This is a genomic window from Paraburkholderia phosphatilytica (genome assembly GCF_003443895.1).
In the GTDB taxonomy this organism is placed as follows: Bacteria; Pseudomonadota; Gammaproteobacteria; order Burkholderiales; family Burkholderiaceae; genus Paraburkholderia; species Paraburkholderia phosphatilytica.
In genome coordinates this window covers 15553-32220 of record NZ_QQOA01000059.1, presented here as the reverse complement: position 1 = coordinate 32220, position 16668 = coordinate 15553, and the positions used below count along the sequence as shown (strand labels likewise).

At 64.3% G+C, this 16668-nt stretch carries 17 protein-coding genes; 14 read left to right on the top strand and 3 right to left on the bottom strand.

What is annotated here, in order from left to right; translation table 11 throughout:
• The coding region (locus tag DVS29_RS34290; protein WP_118185358.1) for an ESPR-type extended signal peptide-containing protein at positions 1-635 on the bottom strand (635 nt) is incomplete at its 3' end.
• Positions 636-901: 266 nt separating this feature from the next.
• Positions 902-1975 carry a porin gene (locus DVS29_RS34285; RefSeq protein ID WP_118185351.1) on the bottom strand — a complete coding sequence of 358 codons (1074 nt, stop codon included), beginning with the start codon at positions 1973-1975 and terminating at the stop codon, positions 902-904.
• Positions 1976-2404: 429 nt separating this feature from the next.
• Here DVS29_RS34285 and DVS29_RS34280 point away from each other — a divergent pair, with 429 nt between their 5' ends.
• From DVS29_RS34280 to DVS29_RS34215, 14 genes are all read left to right on the top strand, one after another.
• Entirely contained in the window at positions 2405-2719 is a 315-nt protein-coding gene (locus tag DVS29_RS34280) for a non-heme iron oxygenase ferredoxin subunit (protein WP_118185349.1), read from the top strand.
• Between the two features lies 1 nt (position 2720).
• Entirely contained in the window at positions 2721-3032 is a 312-nt protein-coding gene (locus DVS29_RS34275; protein ID WP_118185347.1) for a recombinase-like helix-turn-helix domain-containing protein, read from the top strand.
• A gap of 107 nt (positions 3033-3139) precedes the next feature.
• On the top strand, positions 3140-4237 hold the full coding sequence (locus DVS29_RS34270; RefSeq protein WP_118185345.1) for an aromatic ring-hydroxylating dioxygenase subunit alpha: 1098 nt from the start codon (positions 3140-3142) through the stop codon (positions 4235-4237).
• On the top strand, positions 4230-5015 hold the full coding sequence (locus DVS29_RS34265; protein ID WP_118185343.1) for an SDR family oxidoreductase: 786 nt from the start codon (positions 4230-4232) through the stop codon (positions 5013-5015). Before DVS29_RS34270 ends, DVS29_RS34265 begins: the two co-directional genes overlap by 8 nt.
• Positions 5016-5039: 24 nt before the next feature.
• On the top strand, positions 5040-5579 hold the full coding sequence (locus DVS29_RS34260; protein WP_118185341.1) for a cupin domain-containing protein: 540 nt from the start codon (positions 5040-5042) through the stop codon (positions 5577-5579).
• A gap of 56 nt (positions 5580-5635) precedes the next feature.
• Entirely contained in the window at positions 5636-6541 is a 906-nt protein-coding gene (locus DVS29_RS34255; RefSeq protein WP_118185339.1) for an alpha/beta fold hydrolase, read from the top strand.
• Positions 6538-7395, top strand: coding sequence for an IclR family transcriptional regulator (locus DVS29_RS34250; RefSeq protein ID WP_118185337.1), 858 nt, complete (start codon positions 6538-6540; stop codon positions 7393-7395). Before DVS29_RS34255 ends, DVS29_RS34250 begins: the two co-directional genes overlap by 4 nt.
• A complete protein-coding gene (locus DVS29_RS34245) occupies positions 7395-8201 on the top strand; it encodes an SDR family oxidoreductase (protein ID WP_118185335.1) in 807 nt (268 codons plus the stop codon). Before DVS29_RS34250 ends, DVS29_RS34245 begins: the two co-directional genes overlap by 1 nt.
• Entirely contained in the window at positions 8194-9852 is a 1659-nt protein-coding gene (locus DVS29_RS34240; RefSeq protein ID WP_118185333.1) for a thiamine pyrophosphate-binding protein, read from the top strand. The genes DVS29_RS34245 and DVS29_RS34240 overlap by 8 nt, the downstream gene beginning before the upstream one ends.
• On the top strand, positions 9845-10657 hold the full coding sequence (locus tag DVS29_RS34235; RefSeq protein WP_118185331.1) for an aspartate dehydrogenase: 813 nt from the start codon (positions 9845-9847) through the stop codon (positions 10655-10657). The genes DVS29_RS34240 and DVS29_RS34235 overlap by 8 nt, the downstream gene beginning before the upstream one ends.
• Positions 10658-10814: 157 nt before the next feature.
• The gene (locus tag DVS29_RS34230; protein ID WP_118185329.1) at positions 10815-12311 is read left to right on the top strand and encodes an aldehyde dehydrogenase; all 1497 of its coding nucleotides are present in this window, start codon (positions 10815-10817) and stop codon (positions 12309-12311) included.
• An 84-nt stretch (positions 12312-12395) separates the two neighbouring features.
• A complete protein-coding gene (locus tag DVS29_RS34225) occupies positions 12396-13361 on the top strand; it encodes a VOC family protein (RefSeq protein WP_118185327.1) in 966 nt (321 codons plus the stop codon).
• Positions 13354-14589, top strand: a complete 1236-nt coding sequence (locus DVS29_RS34220) for an NAD(P)/FAD-dependent oxidoreductase (RefSeq protein ID WP_118185325.1) — start codon at positions 13354-13356, stop codon at positions 14587-14589. Before DVS29_RS34225 ends, DVS29_RS34220 begins: the two co-directional genes overlap by 8 nt.
• Before the next feature lie 59 nt (positions 14590-14648).
• The gene (locus tag DVS29_RS34215) at positions 14649-16052 is read left to right on the top strand and encodes an MFS transporter (RefSeq protein ID WP_118185323.1); all 1404 of its coding nucleotides are present in this window, start codon (positions 14649-14651) and stop codon (positions 16050-16052) included.
• Between the two features lie 69 nt (positions 16053-16121).
• Here DVS29_RS34215 and DVS29_RS34210 read toward each other — a convergent pair whose 3' ends face one another.
• Entirely contained in the window at positions 16122-16613 is a 492-nt protein-coding gene (locus DVS29_RS34210) for a GNAT family N-acetyltransferase (RefSeq protein ID WP_118185321.1), read from the bottom strand.
• Between the last annotated feature and the right edge of the window lie 55 nt (positions 16614-16668).

Sequence of the window (16668 nt, the reverse complement as noted above, 5' to 3'; positions counted from 1 at the left end):
GACCAAGTTGCGTCATCGAAGAACCCCTTAAACTTTCCTATCTCCCAGGATAGTCCACCCGTACGTCGACGCCAGGACTTTTGCAGACATTCCCTAAAAGCGGAACTGCATATCCTTAAGAACAGGTACGCTGCCCCACATAAAGGAGCATGAACGACCAACCTCAACTCCGATCTTCTTTCCGCCGGATTCTTGTTGCTCCGAGATTGGCGTACAGCCACCGGATATAGCGACGACACCCGCGCAGACTGACCGGCGCTGAAGTTCGGATTGCCGTTGACATACCCGGCCTGCTGCGTCTGTGTCACAACCGGCGAGTTATTGAGAATCACGCCACGGTTCGACACATCGAACTGGCCATACGTGTTCATCGACACGCCCGCGCCTGATGGCCGGTTGATGTTGACCTGCGGCAGACCATTCGCGGTCTGCGTGACGGAAGGCTCGTACGCGCCACCGGGCACGATCTGCGCGCCGCACCAGGCGGGCGCGCTTGCCAGAAGCGCAGCGGACACGACCTGCACTTTGCTCGTCACGCCGCGGCTCGATTTACCCATCGCAGCGGCGGTCTCTCCGACTGCGACACACATCTCTCTCAGCCGGCTATACACGAGCCGGAATGCATTGCGGTTCATCTTTTTACTTCGTTATACCGATCGTCTCTCACCGACGAAAGGCTAATGCAAGACCACCTCTGGGGTCTTTAGTAACGAACCGACACAGGTTGCATAAATATCCGAGAAACGGCGGGAAATTTCCGAACGACACGTTTCAGGAATGTCACTACAAAAAATAAGCCTGGCATTCCTTCGCCAGGCTTTGTTTCCAAACGGCGGCGCTTTCGCGGCAACACCAGAGCCGCCGCTAGCGCCATCCGCACAAAAGCATCAAAACTCAAGCATCAGAACGAATGATGCATCCCTGCCAGAATGATGGTCTGGTTGCGCCCACTAGAAACCCCAGCAGTAAAGAACGCAGCATCCGCATTCGAGCTAGCCCGCTCATACAGCACGTTGGCATACAGCTGGGTCGTCTTCGACAGCGCATAGATATCGCCGATTTCAAACTGCGTCCACCGCTTCCCAGCAAAACTAGTCGTAGCCGCTCCACCAGCAACGCTGTTAGCCGTAGTGAACTGGTAGTTAGCGCCAGCGTCATAGCTCTGATACGTATTCGACTGCGAACCCGAATCAAGCTTCACGCGCGTATAGAGCCCATGCACGAGCAGCTTGCCGAACGCATAGGAAGCCCCGGCCCCCATGTTCTCCACGCGATCAGCCGTATACGTAGCCGCGGACTGCCCCTGGAAAGTCGAGAAGCCCATCGTAGTCAAAGAAGGCGTGCGATCGTGCTCATCCTGATACACCGCGCCTGCCTTGAAAGGCCCGTTGGCATAGCTCAACGCGAACCCAACGTTGCGGCCATACCCAAAGTTCGTCGTGTTCCCCAGCCCCATCATCGCGCCGAAGGAAAAACCGCCGTAGCTAGCCGACTTGAACTTCACCGAGTTATCGAACGGCACCACACCCGTATCCGCAAGTTCGTCGAGATTGCCCGGGTGGAACGCATACCAGCTAGCCGCAAGATATGCGGTGCTAAGCGGGCCCAAAACATCGAACGCAAACGGCGTCTGATGCCCCAGCGTCAACGTGCCAAGCGAATCTGAAGACAAGCCCACATAAGCCTGTCGATTGAACAGCACGCCGCTCTTGGCGAACGCGCCGGTGTTCGTATAGAACCCGTTCTCCAGCTGGAAGATCGTGTGCAGACCGCCGCCCAGATCTTCAACGCCGCGCAGGCCCCAGCGGTCCGGCTGCATGTTGCCCTGCTCCTCGATGTACTTCGCACTGCCGCCCGCATTGCTGATGTACGCGATACCCGCGTCGAGGCTGCCGTACAGCGTCACGCTGCTCTGCGCCCACGCGCCCGATGCGGCGCACAGGGCGGCGAGGCCACCCGCGATGATGTGCTTCACTTTTCCCTTCTCCTCAATCCGTAGCGGCCAATGCCCCCGTGCCGGGTGTGTCCGCAAAGTCGATTCATCTGCTCGAAACCCCGGTTTTCGATCCAGCTAGGGGTCACTCTTATGTTCCACCTATGGGCGTTTGTATCGCCTATGGAAAAGTATAGAGACTCCGCGATCGGTCAAAAAAGAGTTTTGAGATGCGGACAAACCCGTAGACGACGCGCTTGAACGAGCTAAAAACAGGGCGCAAAGCCTTGTAGACAAAGGAAAAGTGCGGAACCACCCGCCGCGACAAACTGTCGTTTCCGAGATACGGCCTGGTGTTTTCCCCTACCGGTGCAGATTTCTATTTTTTTGGCCGGACACGACTCCTATAATGCCCATACATAAACTGACGTTCCGTAGATGGAACGAACCGGGCTCCACAGAAGGTGAGACATGGCTGAAGAATGGCGGTGTGCCGGACATGCCGGCGATCTGTCCGAAGACGCGCCGCTCGAGTACAAGCTCGACGGCGTCGAAATCGGTATCTACAAGGTGGGCGACGAGGTGTACGCCCTCGAAAACGTCTGTCCGCATGCGTTCGCGCTGCTGACGCAAGGCTTCATCGATGGCGACACGGTCGAGTGTCCGCTGCACGAAGCCGTCTTTCACATCCCGACGGGCAAGTGCCTGAAGGAGCCTGGCGGCCGCGACCTCAAGCAGTATTCGGTGCGTCTCGCCGGCGAAGAAATCCAGATCAAGGTGGAATGACATGAAAGAAGCCGTCGTGAACTTCAATCCCTATCTGAAGCCGTGGCGCGCGCCGCAGCCGAACAACGTCGCGGGCAAGGGCGTGATCGAGCAGCCGGGCACCGCGGAAAACATGGTCTGGCAAACGCGCAAGGCCGAACCCACGCAATACGAAAACGACTTCGGCGATGCACTCGAAAAGGTCTTCGACGAAGGCGCCAACGAGCTCGATGAAGTTGTCACCGGCCTGAACGGCATTGGCTTTCGCACGCCGGAAGGCAGCGAGTGGAACGCCGAGCGCCTTGCCGCCGAATTCCGCCGGCTCGCCGAATAAACGCACGCTGTACCGATCACGTATCTGACGCGCCGCTCGCAAGCCGCTTTTCTTAGCCTCCTAAGAACGCACGCTGCACGAACCGCGCAAGCATCCGGAGTCTTTTCATGACGTCCTCACAAACGAACGAGAGCCGCAGCGCCGATCCGATCCAGGCCTATCTGGACAGCGGCATGCGCAATTACTGGTATCCAGTCGCGCCGAGCTGGCAGGTCGGCAACGCGCCGATCGGCCTCACGCGCCTTGGCGAACAGATCGTGCTGTGGCGCGATCAGGATGGCGCGGTGCACGCGCTCGAAGACCGTTGCCCGCACCGCGGCGCGCGTCTGTCGCTGGGCTGGAATCTCGGCAATAGCGTCGCGTGCTGGTATCACGGCATCGAAATCGACGGCAGCGGCACGGTGCAAAGAGTGCCGGCCGTATCGAACTGCCCGCTGGAAGGCCAAGCCTGCGTGAAGTCGTATCCGGTGCAAGAGCATGCGGGCGCGGTGTTCATGTGGTTCGGCGACAAAGCGCACAAGGAACCGGCACCGCTCGTGCTGCCTGAAGAACTGGTCGGCGATGAATACGCGAGCTTCCTCTGCATGTCGAACTGGAAGTGCAATTACCAGTACGCGATCGACAACGTGATGGACCCGATGCACGGCGCCTACCTGCACGCCACGTCGCACTCGATGGCGGAAGGCGACAAGCAGGCCGACATGCGCGTGCGCAAGACTGAGACGGGCCTGATGTTCGAGAAGGTCAACCAGCGCGACGTGAATTTCGACTGGGTGGAACTGGGCGAAACCGGCTGCCTGTGGATGCGTCTCGCGATTCCGTACAAGAAGAAGTTCGGCCCCGGCGGCAACTTCGGCATCATCGGCTTCGCCACGCCTGTCGATGACGACAACTGCCAGGTGTATTTCTGGCGCACCCGCAAGGTGTCGGGCTGGCAGCGCGACGCGTGGCGCTTCATGTATCGCAACCGTCTCGAAGCGCTGCACTGGGCGGTGCTTGAACAAGATCGCTATGTGCTCGAAAGCCTCGCGCCGAACGCTCGCGATCACGAATTCCTCTATCAGCACGACGTCGGCATGACGCGCGTGCGCCGCATGTTCCGTCAACGCGCACAGCAGCATGTCGCTGAACTGGAAGCGCATCGCGCGGCGAATGCTGAAGCCTCCGGTGCGACGAACGCAGCAGCAGGTTCCGTCCATGCCTAACGCCGAGAACAACGCCGGTGGTAACGCGACGTCGCTCAAAAACCGCCGCGTGCTCGTCACGGGCGGTGCGCGCGGGCTCGGCGCGGCGTTCGTGCGAGCGCTCGTCGAAGCGGGCGCACAGGTCGCGTTCGGCGATGTGCTGACGGATGCCGGCCGCGATCTCGCCGCGACGCTTGCAAGCGAAGGCCACACCGCGCACTTCGTGCCGCTCGATCTCGCGGACCGCGCGAGCATCGAAACCTTCGTGCGCGACAGCGCGGAAAAGCTCGGCGGCATCGACGCGCTGATCAACAACGCTGCGATCACGAACTCCGGCGGCAAGTTCGCCGAAGAGCTTTCCACCGACGTGTGGGACGCGGTGATGAACGTCAACGTGCGCGGTACGTGGCTGATGAGCAGCGCGGCCATGCCGCATCTGCGCGATTCGGGCCGCGGCGCGATCGTCAACATCGCGTCGGATACGGCACTGTGGGGCGCGCCGAAGCTGCTCGCGTACGTGGCGAGCAAGGGCGCGGTGATCGCGATGACGCGTTCGTTCGCGCGCGAATACGGCGCGCACGGCATCACGGTCAACGCAATCGCGCCGGGTCTCACCGAAGTGGAAGCGACAGCCTATGTACCGGCCGAACGCCACGACTACTACCTGAAGGGCCGCGCGCTGCAACGCGCACAGGTGCCCGCCGACGTGACCGGTCCGGTGCTGTTCCTGCTCTCGGACGCGGCGCGTTTCGTGACGGGCCAACTGCTGCCGGTGAACGGCGGCTTCGTGATGAACTGAATCAGTCGAACCAAAGGAGCAACGATGGAAAACGCAACCGTGGACGCGGCAGTCGAAAGCAAGTCGTGGGATCAGCCGGATGGCGCGAGCTTCGATCAGTGGATGGAAACGCGCGTCGCGCGCTTCGCGACTCGTCGCTATGACTGGGACGCGCTGAAGTTCCAGGCCGACTTCGACCCGAAGTATCGCCGCGCGCAGATGCGCTACGTCGGCACCGGCGGCACGGGTGTCGCGAAGGACATGAACACGATCCCCGCCGGCGGCTTCACGTTTTCGACGATGGTGATTCCGGCCGGCAACATCGGCCCGAGCCATATCCATATGGACGTTGAAGAAATCTTCTTCGTGCTGCGCGGCAAGATGAAAGTGGTCTGCGAGAAAGATGGCCAGACGTGGGAAGCCGTGCTCGGCGAGCGCGACCTGATCTCGGTGCCGCCCGGCGTGTATCGCACGGAAATCAACATCGGCGAGGAAGACGCGCTGATGTGCGTGATGCTCGGTTCGCCGAAGCCGATCACGCCGACGTATCCGCCGGATTCGCCGCTCGCGAAGATCAAGCGTTAAGCGCTTGCATCGAACCACGCAGAAGCAATCGCAACCGTAACCCGACGACGCCAGCCATGTCCGCCACTCCATCCGTCACCGCCGATGCCACGCACGCCGACGCTTCGTTCGAAGCGCTGGCCGCGCGCTATCCGGCGAATCGCCGCGAGACGGCGGCGGGCGGCATCGTCGGTTATCGCGAGGCAGCGGGCTCTGCAACGAACGCGCTGCCTGTCGTGCTGCTGCATGGCATCGGCTCCGGCGCGGCATCGTGGGTCCGTCAGCTCGATGCGCTCGGCGGCTCGCGACGCGTGCTCGCATGGGACGCGCCGGGCTATGGCGAATCGACGCCCGTCGCACCGCTATCGCCGTTTGCACGTGACTATTTCGTCATACTGAGCGACTGGCTCGATATGCTGAAAATCGAGCGCTGCGTGCTGGTCGGGCATTCGCTTGGCGCAATCGTCGCGGGTGGATTTGCAGCGGAGCACTCAAAGCGAGTCGCGGGTCTGCTGCTGTTGTCGCCGGCTGGCGGCTACGGCGCGGCGCCGGAGGAAGTGCGCGTATCAAAGCGCGACCAGCGTCTCGCAATGCTCGAAGCACTCGGCCCGCAAGGTCTCGCGGACAAGCGCAGCGCGAACATGCTGTCGCCGCACGCGGACGATGCAGCGCGCGAGTGGGTGCGCTGGAACATGTCGCGCGTGATTCCGCACGGCTACGCACAGGCCACGCGCCTGCTCGCAAACGCGGACCTTGCAGCGGATCTCGCAAACATCACGTCAAACATAAAAATCGCAGTCGGCGACGAAGACACGATCACCACCCCCGAAGCCTGCGCGCACCTCGCAGAAACCGCGCACACCACGCTGCAACGCGTACCGCTTGCGGGCCACGCGGGCTACATCGAGCAACCTGCCGCCTACACCACGATCATCGACACGTTCTGCCGTGTCGCTGAAGCACAACCTGGAGCCGCTGTATGACGCCGGACACGATAGACGCCGAGCGCGACGACGACGAGCGTGCCGACACCAGTTACCGCGTGCCGGGCCTCGAACGCGGCCTGCGCATCCTCACGGAATTCTCGCCGCGCGAGCCGGTGCTTGGCGCGCCCGAACTGTCGCGCCGCCTGCGCATTCCGCGCACAACGGTGTTCCGTCTGCTGCAGACGCTCGAAGCACTAGGCTTCCTGGAGCGCGCGGACAAGGACCGCAACTATCGCCTGGGCGTGGCGGTGCTGCGCCTTGGCTTCGAATACCTGAGCTCGCTCGAACTGACCGACCTCGGCCTGCCGATCATCGAAGCATTGCGCGATGAAACCGGCCTCACTACGCACATCCTGATTCGCGACGGCCGCGACGTGGTGTTCGTCGCGAAGGCACAGAGCACCGCGCCGATTTTCAGCTCGGTGAAGGTCAATGTCGGCACGCGCCTGCCCGCGCATGCGACCACGCATGGCCACGTGCTGATGGGCGACCTGACGCTCGACGAACTGCGCGCGCTGTATCCGGAAGGCGAACTCGAACGCTTCACGAAGCAGACGCCGGAAACGATCGAGGCGCTGTACGAACGCATCCGCGACGATGCGCGCCGCGGTTTCGCGGTCAGCGAATCGTCGTTCGAGCGCGGCATTTCGGTGGTTACGGCGCCGGTGCGCAATGACGGCGGCCGCATCGTCGCGGTGATCGCGACGACGATTCCGCGTCCCGAGATCGACGCCACGCTGCTGGATGGCGGGTTGATCGACAAGGTCCGTCACGCGGCCGACGAACTCTCGCACCGGCTCAACTACCGGCCCACGGGACGCAGCAATTACATGAAGGCATTGGGGATCTGATGATTCAAATCGATTTGACCGGCCAGGTGGCGGTGGTGACGGGCGGCTCGTCCGGCATCGGCTACGCGACCGCCGACCTGCTGCTGCGCGCGGGCGCATCGGTCGCGATCTGCGGCCGCGACGCCGCGCGTCTCGCAAGCGCCGAAGCAAAACTGCGTGCTGCACATGCGGACGCACAGTTGCTTGCGCACCGCTGCGACGTGCTCGACGCGAACGACGTGAACGCATTTGCGCATGCAGTAGCCGAGCGTTTCGGCCGCACCGACATGCTGATCAACAACGCCGGCCAGGGCCGCGTGTCCACCTTCGCCGACACCACCGACGAAGCGTGGCGCGAAGAGCTGGACCTGAAGTACCTCAGCATCATCCGCCCGACCCGCGCGTTTCTGCCGATGCTGCGCGATGCCGCGAGCAAGGGCGATGCGGCGATCGTCTGCGTGAACTCGCTGCTCGCGTTGCAGCCGGAGCCGCATATGGTCGCGACGTCGTCGGCGCGTGCGGGCGTGCTGAGTCTCACGAAGTCGCTCGCGGTGGAGTTCGCGCCGCAACGCGTGCGCGTCAACTCGATCCTGATCGGCATCGTCGAATCGGGGCAATGGCGCCGCCGTTATGAAACGCAGGCACAGCCGGGCCAAAGCTGGGAAGACTGGACCGGCGAACTCGCGCGCACCAAACACATTCCGCTCGGCCGCTTCGGGCGTCCCGAAGAAGCAGCCCAGGCGCTCTTCTATCTCGCTACACCGCTGTCGTCGTACACGACGGGCAGTCATATCGATGTCTCTGGAGGCGTTGCACGTCATGTCTAAGAAAACCACGGTCGGCGAACTGATCGCCGCGTTCCTCGAACAATGCGGCGTCAAGACGGCGTTCGGCGTGATCTCGATTCACAACATGCCGATCCTCGACGCGATCAACACGCGCGGCAACATCCGCTACGTCGGCGCACGTGGCGAAGCGGGCGCGGTGAACATGGCCGATGGCCTTGCGCGCGTGTCGGGCGGCCTCGGCGTCGCGTTCACGAGCACCGGTACCGCCGCGGGCAACGCAGCGGGCGCGATGGTCGAAGCGCTGACCGCGGGCACCGCGCTCGTGCACATCACCGGTCAGATCGAAACGGACTACCTCGATCAGGACCTCGCGTACATCCACGAAGCACCGGACCAGCTGACGATGCTGTCGTCGGTATCGAAGGCGGCGTTCCGCGTGCGTTCGGTCGACACCGCGCTTGCCACCGTGCGCGAAGCGGTGCGCGTCGCGCAGACCGCGCCGAGCGGCCCCGTGAGCGTCGAGATTCCGATCGACATCCAGGCCGCGCAAATCGAATGGCCTGCCGACATGACCGCGCCGCACGTCACGACGTTGACGCATGACAGCGCACGCGTCGAACGCCTGGCCGATGCGTTGGCCGGTGCGAAGCGTCCGCTGTTGTGGCTCGGCGGCGGCACGCGTCACGCGCGCGCTCAGGTGGAGCGTCTCGTTGCGCTCGGCTTCGGCGTGGTGACGAGCGTGCAGGGCCGCGGCGTGCTGCCCGAAGATCATCCGGCCACGCTCGGCGCGTTCAACGTGCATCCGGCGGTCGAACAGTTCTACGGCACCTGCGATGCGCTCGTCGTCGTCGGTTCGCGTCTGCGCGGCAACGAAACGCTGAAGTACAAGCTCGGTTTGCCGCAGCCGCTGTATCGCATCGATGCGGACGCGCTTGCCGACAACCGCGGCTATCGCAACGAGCTCTTCATTCATGGCGACGCGGTCAACGTGCTCGACGAACTCGCGACGCGCCTCGAAGGCCGTCTGCAGATCGATCCGGCTTTCGCGGGCGATCTCGCGGCGGCGCGCGAAGTGGCGGTGGCGGAAGTGGGCAAGGGCCTCGGCCCGTACAAGCGTCTCGTCGATTCGCTGCAACGCTCGGTGGGCCGCGACTACAACTGGGTGCGCGACGTGACGATCTCGAACAGCACGTGGGGTAACCGCATGCTGAAGATCTTCGAACCGCGCGCAGGCGTGCATGCGCTCGGCGGCGGCATCGGCCAGGGCATGCAGATGGCGATCGGTGCGGCGCTCGCGGGCTCTGCCGCTAAGACGGTGTGCCTCGTCGGCGACGGCGGTTTGATGGTGAACGTCGGCGAACTCGCGACGGCCGTGCAGGAAAACGCGAACGTGATGATCGTGCTGATGAACGACCAGTGCTACGGCGTGATCCGCAACATCCAGGACGCGCAGTACGGCGGCCGCCGATGCTACGTCGATCTGCATCAGCCGGATTTCGCGCAGTTCTGCGCGAGCCTCGGCCTCACGCACTACCGCCTGAAGTCGCTCGACGATGCAGACGATGTCGTGCGCCAGGGGCTCGCGAAAGCGGGTCCGGTGATGCTCGAAGTGGATATGCTGTCGATCGGCAGCTTCGCGACTGCGTTCGCGGGCCCGCCGGTGAAGAAGCAGGAGCCGCAACATGCGTGATCACCAGCCAGTCGATGTCGCGATGATCGGCTTCGGCGCGATCGGCCAGGCGGTGTACCGCTCGGTCGCGAACGACCCGCTCGTGCATGTGTCGCACGTGATCGTGCCAGAGCATACGGCCGGCGCGGTGCGTGACGTGGTGGGCGCGCAGGTCGACGTGGTGTCGTCCGTCGATGCATTGTCGAGCCGCCCGCATTTCGCGCTCGAATGCGCGGGCCACAGCGCGCTGACGGCGCATGTCGTGCCGCTGCTGAAGGCTGGCACGGACTGCGCGGTCGCATCGATCGGCGCGCTGTCCGACGTCGCGCTGCTCGATGCGCTCTCCGCCGCAGCCGACGAAGGCGACGCGACGCTCACGCTGCTGTCGGGCGCGATCGGCGGCGTGGATGCATTGGCGGCGGCGCGGCTCGGCGGTCTCGACGAAGTGCTGTACACCGGCCGCAAGCCGCCCACGGGCTGGCTCGGTACGCCGGCCGAAGCGCTCTGCGATCTGCACGCGTTGCAGGAAGAGCGCGTGATTTTCGAGGGCAGTGCACGCGAAGCGGCGCGCCTGTATCCGAAGAACGCGAATGTCGCGGCGACGATCGCACTCGCGGGCCTCGGCCTCGATCACACGACGGTGCGCCTGATCGCGGACCCGGCGGTGACGCGCAACATCCACCGCATCGTCGCGCGCGGCGCGTTTGGCGAGATGTCGCTGGAGATGTGCGGCAAGCCGTTGCCCGACAACCCGAAAACGTCTGCCTTGACTGCCTATAGCGCGATCCGCGCGCTGCGCAACCGCGCAGCACGCTGCGTGATCTGACGCGGCACAGCAGCGCGAAGCAGCACAGCAGCACAGCAGCACAGCAGCACAGCAGCACAGCAGCACAGCAGCACAGCAGCACAGCACCACAGCACCACAGCACCACAGCAGCACGCAAAACGAACTGACCGGCCCCGCGCCGACGGACGAACGACACATGTCTCATACCGAACTCATCGCAAGCCTGGTTCCTTCGGGCGACATCCTGATCGGCGGCGAATGGCGGCGCGGACGCGGCGCACCGTACACGAGCATCTATCCGGCGGATCAATCGGCGAACCTCGAAATCTCGACCGCGAATGCCGACGACGCGCGCGACGCCGTAGAAGCCGCGGACGCCGCATGGCGCGACGCGAACTGGTCGGGCCTGAAGCCGCATCAGCGCGCGCTCGTGCTGTACCGCATCGCCGATCTGATCATGCAGCGTCACGAAGCGCTCGCGCAGTTGCAACGCCGCGACAACGGCAAACCGATCGGCGAGACGCGCGTGCTGGTGGCGAGCGCTGCGAACACGTTCCGCTATTTCGCGGCGTGCCTCGAAACACTCGACGAAGATGTGACGCCTTCGCGCGGCGACTATCTGACGATGAGCGTGCACGAGCCGATCGGCGTGGTCGCGGCGATCACGCCGTGGAATTCGCCGATCGCCTCCGATGCGCAGAAGCTCGCGCCCGCGCTCGCCGCAGGCAACGCGGTGGTGCTGAAGCCTGCGGAAGTGACGCCGCTCGCATCGCTCGCATTGGCGCGCATCTGCGAAGAAGCCGGTGTGCCGAAGGGCGTGTTGAGCGTGCTGCCCGGCAAGGGCTCGGTGATCGGCGATGCGCTGGTGCGGCATCCGCTGGTGCGCAAGGTGTCGTTCACCGGCGGCACGACGGTAGGCCGCAGCATCGCACGGCTGGCAGCAGAGAAGCTGATGCCGGTGTCGCTCGAACTGGGCGGCAAATCGCCGACCATCGTGTTCGATGACGCCGATCTTGATCACTCGGTGAACGGCGTGCTGTACGGCATTTTCAGTTCGTCGGGCGAAGCGTGCATCGCGGGCTCGCGGCTCTTCGTGCAGCGCTCGATTTACGACACGTTCATGAAGCGCCTCGCGGAAGGCGCGCGCAAGCTGCGCGTCGGCAATCCGGAAAGCGACAACACGCAGATGGGCCCGCTGATTTCGTCGCAGCATCGCGAGACGGTCGAGCGTTACGTGGCGCTCGGGCTCGAAGAAGGCGGCCGACTGGTGTGCGGCGGCGAGCGTCCGGTTGGCGACAACCGCGAACAGGGCTTCTTCTATCAACCGACCATCCTGGAAGGGCTCACCAATAGCGCGCGCATCTGCCAGGAAGAGATCTTCGGGCCGGTGCTGGTCGCGATGCCGTTCGACGACGAAGCGTCGCTGATCGAGCAGGCGAACGACAGCGTGTTCGGTCTCGCCGCCGGCATCTGGACGCGCGACTACAAGCGCGCATACCGCACCGCGCGCGCACTCGACGCCGGCACGATCTGGATCAACACGTACAAGCTGTTCTCGATCTCGACGCCGTTCTCCGGCTGGAAGGAAAGCGGCATGGGCCGCGAGAAAGGGCGCCTGGGCATTCGCGAATACATGCGGCAGAAGAGCCTGTACTGGGGCTTGAACGACGCACCGCTGCCCTGGGCGAACTGATCCGCAGCGCGGCCAGGCAGCAGCACAGGACGCAACACACCGCATAAGAAGCAAGGGACGCAAAGAGACGTTAAGAGGCAAGCAATGAGCATTCTCGGCATCGAACAGATTACCTACGGCGTGACGGATCTCGCTACCTGTCGCCGTTTTTTCGCGGACTGGGGCATGAAGGAGGTCGCGCACGACGAAACCGGCGCGCGCTTCGAAACGCTGAACGGCTGCACCGTGCTCGCGGTGGACGCGAACGATCCGTTGCTGCCGCCCGCGTTCGAAAGCGGCCCTACGCTGCGCGAAGTGACGTGGGGCGTTGCAACGCCCAAAGATCTCGACCGCTATCGCGAGTCGCTGAAGGGCGCGCAAGGCTACTACGCGAACGACGACGCAGTCGGTTGCATCGACCCGAACGGCATGGCGATCCGCATCGAAGTGACGCGCAAGCGCGACGTCGATGTGCACGGCGTGCCGTCGAACGTGTGGGGCCAGACGCTGCGCGTCGATACGCCGAGCCCGATCTACGAACGCGCGGAGCCGGTGGAAGCGGGTCACGTCGTGTTCTTCACGAACTGCCTCGCGGAGCAGGAGCGCTTCTATCAGGAGCGCCTCGGCTTCGAGATGTCGGACCGCTATCCGGGCCGCGGCGCGTTCATGCGCTGCACGCCGCACGGCGGCCACCACGACCTGTTCCTGCTGCAACTGCCCGATGGCAAGCGCGGCCTGAATCACGTCGCGTTCACCGTGCGAGACATTCACGAAGTGTTCGGCGGCGGCATGCACATCAGCCGCTGCGGTTGGGAAACGCAGCTCGGGCCGGGGCGTCACCCGGTGTCGTCCGCGTACTTCTGGTACTTCAAGAATCCCGCTGGCGGCCTGATCGAGTACTACGCGGACGAAGACGTGCTGACGCCCGAATGGCAGCCGCGCGATTTCGAGCCGGGCCCGACCGTGTTCGCCGAATGGGCGATCGATGGCGGCATCGACGGCAATACGCGTCGCCAGAAAAGCGCGAAGGCGCCCGAAGGCAAGTTCATGACGGAGCGCAAAGATGACTGACACCACGCTCGAAGCGCCGCGCACGATCGTCGTGATCGGCGGCGGCCAGGCAGCCGGCTGGATCGTGAAGACGCTGCGCAAGGAAGGCTTCGACGGCCGTCTCGTGATGATCGCGGATGAAGCGCATCCGCCGTACGAGCGTCCGCCGCTTTCGAAGGCGGTGCTCGCAGGCGAAGCCGATATCGGCACCGTGCGCCTCGTCAAACCGGAAGACTTCGCCGCGCTCGATATTGAAGCGTGGCAGCCGGAACGCGCGGCGTCGATCGATCGCGCGCAGCGCATCGTGCGAACCGAGAGCGGCCGCGAAGTGCAGTACGACCGGCTCGTGATCGCGACCGGCGGCGCGGCGCGCCGTCTGCCCGATGCGATCGTCAACACGCCGCACATCACGTATCTGCGCACGCTCGACGAAGCGGTTGCGCTCGGCGAACGGCTGCGCGCGAGCCAGAACGTGCTCGTGATCGGCGGCGGCTGGATCGGCCTCGAAGTCGCGGCGACCGCGCGCAAGCTCGGCGTGGCCGCGACGGTGATCGAAGGCGCGCCGCGTTTGTGCGTGCGTTCGTTGCCGCCCGTGGTGTCCGAGTTCCTGCTGCAGCTGCATCGTGCGAATGGCGTCAATGTGCACGTCGGTGCATCGCTGGTGTCGCTCGATCGGCATCCTGACGACGCGTCGCGCGTGCGCGCCACACTCGCCGACGGCACGACGCTCGACGCCGACTTTGCAGTCGCCGGCATCGGTCTCGCACCGCATACGGCGATGGCCGAGGCGGCCGGTCTCGCGGTGGCGGACGGCATCGTCGTCGACGAATTCGGCGCGACGTCGGACCCGCGCGTGTTCGCCTGCGGCGACGTCGCGAACCATCCGAACGCGTGGCTGAAGCGCCGCGTGCGGCTCGAATCGTGGGCGAACGCGCAGAACCAGGCGATCGCCGCCGCGAAGGCGATGCTCGGTTCGACCGAACCGTATGCGGACATTCCGTGGTTCTGGTCCGATCAGTACGACGTGAACCTGCAGATTCTCGGCGACATCCCGACGGACGCGGAGCTCGCGGTACGCGGCGATATCGCCGCGAAGAAAGCGACGTTGTTCCATCTCGACAACGGCGCCATCCGCGGCGTGATCGCGATCAACACCGCGCGCGACCTGAAGCTCGCGCGCAAATGGATGAACCAGGGCCGCACCGTCGATCTCGCGACCTTGACCGACACCAGCGCCGCGCTCGCCTGAGCGCGGCGACACACACCACTACGGGGAATCACGGCATGAGCACCCTCGGAAGTAACGGCATGAGCACACTCGACAACGTCATGGCGGATCGAAGCCGCGCCGAGGCTGCGGCGCCGCCGACCCTCGGCTCGATCATCGCGCGGCTCGAACGGATGCCGCGCAACGCGATGCAGGTTCGCGCGCGGATCCTGATCGGTCTCGCGACTTTCTTCGACGGCTTCGACGTGATCGCGATCGCGACCACGTTGCCGCTGCTGATCCACAAGTGGAGCCTGACGCCGTGGGAGATCGGCTTCATCATCGGGTCGGGGTCGATCGGCCAGTTGATCGGCGCGTTCCTGTTTCCGTGGCTCGCGGGCCGCTACGGCCGTGTGCGCGCGATCGCGTGGAGTTCGGGCGTGATCGGCGTGACGAGCATCGCATGCGGCTTCGCGCCGACGCTCGCGGTGTTCATCACATTGCGTGTGATTCAGGGCCTGGGGCTGGGGGGCGAGCTGCCGGTCGCGGCCACGTACATCAACGAAATCAGCCGCGCGCATGGCCGCGGCCGCTTCGTGCTGCTGTACGAGATCGTGTTTCCGGTGGGCCTGCTCGCGTCGAATGCGCTCGGTGCGTGGATCGTGCCGATTCTCGGCTGGCAGACGATGTATTTCATCGGCGGCATGCCGTTGATCCTGTTCTTCGTGCTGCGCCGGCTTGTGCCTGAATCGCCGCGCTGGCTCGCACAGCAGGGCCGCATTAGCGAAGCAGGCGATGCGGTGCTCACGTTCGAGCGTTCCGCGAAGGGGCCGCTCGAACCGGTGACGAATGTCGCGGAGTTCGATGAAATGGCGAAGCGCCATCCGAAGCGCCGCATGCGCGACGTGTTCGGGCCGCTCTATCTGAAGCGCAGCCTCGCGGTGGCGATGCTGTGGATCACTTGCGGCTTCATCCAGTACGGCCTCTCGACCTGGCTGCCGACGATCTACCGCAACGTCTATCACGCGTCGCTGCAGACGTCGCTGAACCTCGCGGCGCTGGCTTCGGTGCTCGGTGTGCTCGGCTCGCTCGCCTGCGCGCTGCTGGTCGACAAGGTGGGACGCAAGCCGATCATCAACGTGTCGTTCGTGCTGTGCGCGTTGTCGCTGGCGCTGGCGGGCGTGCTGCACGCGTCGTCGGTGTATGTGGTCGCAACGTGCTGCGCGTTCTCGCTCGGCTGGCTTGCGTGCGGCTTCATCACGGCGTACGTGTACACGCCGGAGCTGTATCCGACGAGTATCCGCGCATGGGGCTGCGGCGTGGGCGGCGCGTGGCTGAAACTCGCGGCGATCTTCGCACCGACCATCGTGTCGAAGACGATGATCGGCGGGCACCTGGATATCGCGTTCTACATTCTCGGCGCGGTGCCGCTCCTGGCCGCAATTGCCGTGCACTTCCTCGGCATCGAGACGAAGGGGAAAGTGCTGGAGCAGCTGGAAGCCTGAGTGCGCGGCTCCTCGCTGTATCGACTTGAAGAGGGCGGGTGCCATACGCGGCAGCCGCCCTTTGTGCTTCTACAGATTCTTCCGGTACATCACGAACCCCGCCTTCTCCGCGACGCCGTCGTACAGGCGCATCGCCGTGTGATTCGTCTCGTGCGTATGCCAGTACACCCGTTCGGCGCGCGCGTCTCGCGCTGCCGCATACACCCCCTCGATCAACGCGCGGCCCACGCCCTGACCGCGCACGCTCTCCAGCGTGAACAGATCCTGCAGATAGCAGATCGGCCCCGCGAGCGTCGTGCTGCGGTGATACAGAAAGTGCACGAGCCCGACGAGCCGCCCATCGCGTTCTGCGACGAACGCATGCATCGGCTCGTAACCATCGAAGAACCGCGACCACGTGAGCTGCGTCAGCGCGGCCGGTAACGCGGTGTCGCCGAAGCGGCCGTAGAAGCGGTTGTAGCCGTCCCACAGCGGCAGCCAGTTGTCGAAATCCTCGGGACGGACGGCGCGCACGGTGAGCGGTGCGGCAGGTGTTGCAGCGGGTGTTGCAGTGGCGTTCATCGCATTCCTCGATGGCGGACAGCGTGGTGGATGCTGGCACGATAGGCGTTCTGTG